6 protein-coding genes are annotated in these 6800 nt (G+C 66.0%); 1 reads left to right on the plus strand and 5 read right to left on the minus strand.

Translation table 11 applies throughout. From position 1 onward, the window contains the following. The coding region (locus AC1D00_RS20460) for a solute carrier family 23 protein (protein WP_477011913.1) at nt 1-733 on the minus strand (733 nt) is incomplete at its 3' end. 125 nt (nt 734-858) lie between these two features. On the opposite strand from AC1D00_RS20460, the gene AC1D00_RS20465 reads away from it, so the two are divergent. After that, nucleotides 859-2187, plus strand: coding sequence for a dicarboxylate/amino acid:cation symporter (locus AC1D00_RS20465; protein WP_477011914.1), 1329 nt, complete (start codon nt 859-861; stop codon nt 2185-2187). 246 nt (nt 2188-2433) lie between these two features. Here AC1D00_RS20465 and AC1D00_RS20470 read toward each other — a convergent pair whose 3' ends face one another. From AC1D00_RS20470 to AC1D00_RS20485, 4 genes are all read right to left on the minus strand, one after another. Continuing rightward, on the minus strand, nt 2434-4029 hold the full coding sequence (locus tag AC1D00_RS20470; RefSeq protein ID WP_477011915.1) for an ABC-F family ATP-binding cassette domain-containing protein: 1596 nt from the start codon (nt 4027-4029) through the stop codon (nt 2434-2436). A 163-nt stretch (nt 4030-4192) separates the two neighbouring features. Then, nucleotides 4193-4540, minus strand: coding sequence for a RidA family protein (locus tag AC1D00_RS20475; protein ID WP_027545617.1), 348 nt, complete (start codon nt 4538-4540; stop codon nt 4193-4195). A 15-nt stretch (nt 4541-4555) separates the two neighbouring features. Continuing rightward, nucleotides 4556-5677 (minus strand): NAD(P)/FAD-dependent oxidoreductase, encoded by a 1122-nt coding sequence (locus AC1D00_RS20480; RefSeq protein WP_477011916.1) that lies wholly within the window; start codon nt 5675-5677, stop codon nt 4556-4558. Then, nucleotides 5674-6800: FAD/NAD(P)-dependent oxidoreductase (locus AC1D00_RS20485; RefSeq protein WP_477011917.1), on the minus strand; the 1127-nt coding region annotated here is incomplete at its 5' end. The genes AC1D00_RS20485 and AC1D00_RS20480, both read right to left, overlap by 4 nt.

Below are 6800 nucleotides of genomic sequence, written 5' to 3' on the forward strand. Positions count from 1 at the left end.
AGCCGATCCACGGCGCGGCCGCGAGCCGGGTGAAGTCGATCGGCTTGCCGAGACCGAAGCCGTTGGCAAGCAGCCAGTACAACAGATATCCGCCGATCGCACCGAGGATGATCGGCAGCCGGCGCCACATCCCCGGCGCCGCAACGCCGATCACACCGATGACGAGGACGGTCACGAGCCCGATCCAGGTGTCGAACGTACCAGCACTCACCGACTTGACGGCGACCGGCGCGAGATTGAGGCCGATGGCCGCGACCACGGCGCCGGTGACGACCGGCGGCATCAGGCGCTCGACCCAGCCGACTCCCGACCACATCACGACCAGCGCGATCACGCCGTAGAGCACGCCGGCCCCGACGATGCCGCCGAGCGCAACCGAAAGATTCGGATTCGGTCCATGCCCGGCATAGCCGGTGGCGGCGATGACGACGGCTATGAAGGCGAAGCTCGAGCCGAGGTAGCTCGGCACGCGCCCCGCCACGACCACGAAGAAGATCAGCGTGCCGATGCCGGAGAACAGCAGCGCAACATTGGGATCGAACCCCATCAAGAGCGGCGCGATGATCGTGCCGCCCGACATCGCGACGCCGTGCTGCAGACCCGCGACGATCGTCTGGCCCAGGGGCAACCGCTCTTCGGGCATGATCACGCCGGAGGTCTTCAACGTCCAGCGCGGAAAATAGCCTTGTGAACGGCCTTGCGCCTGCCCGTCGGAGCCTGTTGCAGTCGACATGTTCCCCCCAATTGCGGTGCAGCGATCGATCTTCGTGCGATCCGACAAAAATGTGATTGTTGCTTCCGCGGCGGCCATCACATGATGCAAATCATGCGAGATCAGTACGTTCCGGGGTCTACATTATGACACAGATCGCGATCCAGCCAGCCGTCCGTCGCCGGCACCAGCCCTGGTACAAGATTCTCTACATCCAGGTTCTGATCGCGATCGCGCTCGGGGTGCTCATCGGCTATTTCTATCCCGATTTCGGCAAGGAATTGAAGCCACTCGGCGACGGCTTCATCGCACTGATCAAGATGATGATCGCACCGGTGATCTTCTGCACCGTGGTGCACGGCATCTCCTCGATGGGCGATCTCAAGCGCGTCGGCCGGGTCGGGCTGAAGTCGCTGATCTATTTCGAGACGGTCTCGACCGTCGCGCTCGCGGTCGGCCTCCTGGTCGGCGAGGTGCTCCAGCCCGGACACGGCTTCAACATCGATCCCGCCACGATCGATCCGAAATCGGTCGCGACCTACGTCACCAAGGCCAAGGAGGAAGGCATCGTCGCCCATCTGATGGCGATCATCCCCGACAGCTATCTCGGCGCGATTGCGCGCGGCGACCTGTTGCAGGTGCTGCTCATCTCGATCCTGTCGGGCTTCGCCATCGCCTTCCTCGGCAAGGCCGGCGAGCCGATCGCGGAGGCGGTCGACAAGGCCGCGAAGATGTTCTTCGGCATCATCCGCATCATCGTGCGCGTCGCGCCCATCGGCGCGTTCGGCGCGATGGCCTTCACCGTCGGCGCCTATGGCCTCGGCTCGCTGCTCAACCTCGCCGCCCTGATCGGCACGTTCTACCTCACCAGCATCCTGTTCGTGCTGATCGTGCTGGGCGCGATCGCACGGCTCGCCGGCTTCTCGATCCTGCGTTTCATCGCCTACATCAAGGACGAGCTGCTGATCGTGCTCGGCACGTCGTCGTCGGAGACCGTGCTGCCGCAGATGATCCAGAAGATGGAGCATCTCGGCGCCTCCCGCTCGGTGGTCGGCCTCGTCATCCCGACCGGCTACAGCTTCAACCTCGACGGCACCAACATCTACATGACGCTGGCGACGCTGTTTCTGGCGCAGGCGACCAACACGCATCTGACGATCTGGCAGGAGATCGGCATCCTCGGCATCGCCATGATCACCTCGAAGGGCGCCTCGGGCGTGACCGGCGCCGGTTTCATCACGCTCGCCGCGACACTCTCGATCGTGCCCGACATCCCGATCCAGTCGATCGCGATCCTGGTCGGCATCGACAAGTTCATGAGCGAGTGCCGCGCGCTGACCAATCTGATCGGCAACGGCGTCGCCTGCGTCGTCATCAGCATCTCCGAAGGCGAGCTCGACCGCGACGCGCTGCACGAGACCATGGCCCATCCGCTGGAGATCGGCGAGGCGCTGGAACCGGGTGGCGGCGGGTAAGCGACACCGATCGACGGCAGGAGCAACCCGGTTCCGACGCGGTAGTTTCCCGGAGTGGATAATTGGTGAGATACGCGCCACAACAATGGCGTTGGGATCACCGATTGATAATCAATGTTTCCGCCCGACGCGCTGGGGGCAGGGCGTCGGGCTTTTGATAATCACTGCGAGGGGCGACGCGCCAGGATGGTACGCCGCCGGTGGCCGGGACCGGCATTATCATTCCGCAGGCCCGAGCGGTCGGCCTCAGCCCGCAAGGTCACCGCCAAGATCGAGCCGCCGCGTAATCCCTATCGCCTGCAAGAACGTCTCGTCATGACTGACGACGAGCAACGCGCCGTCATAGGCCCGCAAGCCTGCTTCGACGGCTTCAATGGACGCGATGTCCAGATGGTTGGTCGGCTCGTCCAGGATCAGCAGTGAGGGCGGCGTCGTCCCGCCGAACACGCAAGCAAGGCCGGCACGAAGCAGCTGTCCACCGCTCAGGCTCCCGACGATCTGCGAGGCAGCGTCGGCGCGAAACATGAAGCGCGCAAGAGCGGCATGGCACTCATTCGTGCCCGCCTTTGGATTGCGACGCCTGAAATTGTCCAGGATCGAGATCGCTGGATCGAGCAGGCTGACCTTCTGGTCGAACAGCGCGAAGTCGGGCCTGACCCTCACGGTCCCCACAAGGGGGCAGATCTCGCCGGCAATGAGTTTCAGCAGCGTCGTCTTGCCTGAACCATTTGGCCCGACCACCGCAACGCGCTCCGGCCCGACGATCGTGAGCGACACTCGCCGCAGGATCGCCCGCTCCGGATGATAGCCGGCGCTGACCCGATCGAGCCAAACCACCTCCCTGCCCGCCGGCAGGTTTGTCGGCGGCAATTTCACGGACAGCGGCTGGAGCATCTCGATGCGCCGGCGCGCCGTGTCGACGGCTTCGAGCGCCTCGGCGCGCCGCCGCTCGGCGACTTGCGCGGTCTTTCCGCCGGTGTCCTCGCTGCGATCCTGGCGCGCGCCGGCCAGGATGCGCGGCATGTCGCCCTTGGCACGCTTCTTCCTGCCGCCGCTATCCTTGCGCGCCTTCCTCTCCACGGCGTCCTGCGCCTTGCCGTCGATCTCGGACAGCCGCCTCTCGGCATGCGCAAGGTCGTGCCTGACGGCAGCGAGCTCGACGGCCTTCTGCTCGCGGTACCGGCTCCAATTGCCGCCGTATCGCGTTGCTCCGAGCGACGTCAACTCGACGATCGCGTCCACCGTTTCGAGCAGGCCCCGATCGTGGCTGACGATGATCGCGCCGCCGCGCCAGGCGGCGAGGAGATCGATCACGGCCTTGCGTCCGTCCCGGTCGAGATTGTTGGTGGGCTCATCCAGCAGCAGGAAGTCGGGCTCGGCGAACACCAGCGCGGCAAGACGAACCCGCGTCGTCTGGCCGCCGGACAGGCAGGACAGCTCCGTATCGGGCGCAAGATCGAACCCGACGCGCGCCAGCGAGGACGCGAGCCGCGCTTCGAGGGTCCAGTCGATCGCGGCGATGTCGTCGGCGGAGGCATCGCCCCGCTCCGCACGGCGAAGCAGCGCCAGCGCTTCCCGCACGCCGAACAGATCGGCCACGGTGGCACCCGTGAGCAGMTGAACGTCCTGGCGCAGCAGGCCGATGGTCCCGTTGGTCAGAATGCGCCCGGACTGGGGAACATGTTCCCGGCAGATCGACGCCAGCAGCGTGGTTTTCCCGACGCCGTTGCGGCCGACGAGACCGGCTCGCTCAGCCGCGAATGTCAGATCGAGATTGGAAAAAAGAGAACGGCCGTCAGGCGTGGACAGCGACAGGTTCGACAGGATGATGGAAGCAGGCATGGAATTCCCCGTGAGCAAGGCGGATCGGCGTTGCGGTCGGGGTAAAATCCATGGCTGCGAAGTTCCTGATTGAGACGCCTCTAACTAGTCCGGCAGAGGCGCAAGATCAAGCCGAGGGGACGACAGCGCGTCGCGCGCTGACGTCCCCCATCGGCCGATGCCGTCAGCCCTTGAGCGCGGTGACCACGACTTCGATCAGCGCGCTGCCGCCGAGATCGGCAACGCCGACGGTGGCACGGGTCGGCAGGTTGTCGCCGAAGAACTCGGTCCAGGCCGCGTCCATCTCCTTCTTCTTGGAGAGATCGGTTACGAAGATCGAGGCGCTGACGACGCGGCTCTTGTCGGTGCCGGCCTCCTTCAGATAGCCCGCGATCTTGCCGAGGATGTTGCGGGTCTGATCGCCCATCGAGACCGACGTGTCGTCGGCAATGGTGCCGCCGAGGAAGACGAAGCCATTGGCCTCGACGGCGCGGTGCATGATGGGCGTGCGAATGCTGCGGGTGATGCTCATGATGTCCTCTTGTTGCTAGAGCGTGGAAGGGTGGAAGCGGTCGATGCCGAGATCGCCGATGCGGGTCTGGGTGCCGCCGTTGACGATCAGCTCCGCCATCACGGCGCCGGCACCGGGGCCGAGCTGAAAACCGTGCAGCGAGAAGCCGAACTGGTGGTAGAGGCCCTTGTGCCGCGAACTCGGCCCGAACACGGGGATGTCGTCCTTCATCTTGGCCTCGATGCCGGCCCAGGCACGGACGATCGTCGCGCTGCGCATCACCGGAAACAGCTCGAACACGGTGCGCGCGCTGATCGCAAGGCTCTTCCAGTCCAGCACCGTCTCGTTGCGGTCCTGATAGGGCGTTGCCAGATGCCCGCCGCCGATCAGCACGGTGCCGTTCTTGAATTGCTTGAAGGAGAGCTTTCGGCCGCGCAGGATCACGACGGGATCGATGAAGTGCGGCACGCGCGAGGTGATCATCAGCATCGGCGCCACGGTTTCGACCGGCACCGGCTCGCCGAGCGCAGCCGCGATTGTCCCGGCCCAGGCGCCGGCAGCGTTGACCAGCACCGGCGCGGCATAGGTGTCGGAGCACACATCGACATACCAGAGGCCGTCGCTGTAGCGGATGTTGCTGGCCGCCACGCCCTCGCGCACGGTCGCGCCGAGCTGTTCGGCCTTGCGCCGGAACGCGGTCGTCGTTTGCGCAGGATTGGCCGCGCCGTCGCGGCGCGAGACCACGCCGCCGGGACAGCTGTCGGCCACCGCGGGCACCAGCCGCCGCAATTCGGTGGCGTCGATCAGCTCCTCATGGGTGAAGCCGAGTGCGTTGAGCTCGGCGACGCGCGCGCGGCAAGTCGCAAGCTCGTCCTCGTTTTCCGCGACCAGCACCTGGCCGTGGCTCTCGAAACTGCAATCGTCGTCGAGGAGGTCGGCGATCTTCTCCCAGATTCCCATCGAACGGATCGAGAGCGGGATTTCGAGGACGTGCCGCGCAAGCTGCCGCACGCCGCCGGCATTGACGCYGGAAGCATGCCGGCCGGCATAGTCCTTTTCGATCAGCACCGGCTTCAGGCCCGCAAGGCACAGATGCAGCGTGGTCGAGCATCCGTGGATGCCGCCGCCGACGACGATCGCATCCACGTTCTCAGTCATCCGCGCACCACCGCSTTGACGTCGTCTTCGCTCTTCGGGACGGCGGCGAGCTCAGCGAGCGTGATCGGCTTCACCGGCGCGCGCAGCCGGTAATAGCCGATCTCCTGCGGGGTCTTTCCGCGGGCCTGCGCCATCAGCTCGGTGACGGTGAGGCCGCAGAGCCGGCCCTGGCACGGGCCCATGCCGGTGCGGCGATAGGCCTTGAGCTGGTTCGGCCCGGTCGCGCCGATCGCGACGGAGTCGAGAACGTCCTTTGCCGTCACCTCTTCGCAGCGACAGACGATGGTGTCGCCTGAGGGAATGCGGAACTGCGGCGCCGGGCGGAACAGCGTGTCGAGGAAAATGCGGCCGCGTTCGGCCTTGGCGAGATGGGCGCGGAGAGTCGCCATTGCCGGAAGCTTCGCAGCAGCCGCGGGCGCCAACGCCTCCACCGCCGCGCGCGCCGCGATGCGGCCACGGACCACGGCGGCATTGGCACCACCGATACCGGCGCCGTCGCCGGCGATCGCGATGCCCGCGACCGACGATGAACAGCTTGCATCGAGCACCGGCGACCAGCACAATTGCAGCTCGTCCCAGCGATGCTCGACGCCGGCCGCCATCGCCAGATTGACGTTGGGTACGACGCCCTGATGCAGCAGCAGGAGATCGGCGGGAAGCGTCTCGCGCTTGCCGCCGGCGACATAGCTCACATTCGCAAGCTGGCCGTCACCCGACGCGGAGAGCTCGGTGACGCCGGAGACGACCTGCACCTTCGCCTTCACCTCACGCATCATCGACAGGCCCTTGGCGAAATAGGGCGAGGTCAGGAAGGCGAAGGCATGGGGGAGCGCGGCGAAATAATTGCCGCGCTCGGTGGTGTCGAGGATGCGGTCGATGCGGCCGCCAAGCCGCAAAATCTGCGCGGCGAGCAGCCAGAGCAGCGGCCCCTGCCCCGCGATCACCGTGCGACCATCGGGCACCAGCGCCGATGATTTCAGCATGGTCTGCGCCGCACCGGCGGTCATCACGCCCGGCAGCGTCCAGCCCGGAATCGGGAACGGCCGCTCCAGCGCGCCGGTCGCCAGGATCACGCGTTTTGCCTTGACGAAGGCCGAGGCGCCGCCGACGGAAACGGCGATGT

Source organism: Bradyrhizobium sp. P2_E8 (assembly GCF_056403875.1).

Excerpts from the sequence above, each read along its gene's own strand:
- AC1D00_RS20465 (WP_477011914.1), top strand. The coding sequence starts at position 859 with ATGACACAGATCGCGATCCAGCCAGCCGTCCGTCGCCGGCACCAGCCC.
- AC1D00_RS20475 (WP_027545617.1), bottom strand. The coding sequence starts at position 4,540 with ATGAGCATCACCCGCAGCATTCGCACGCCCATCATGCACCGCGCCGTC.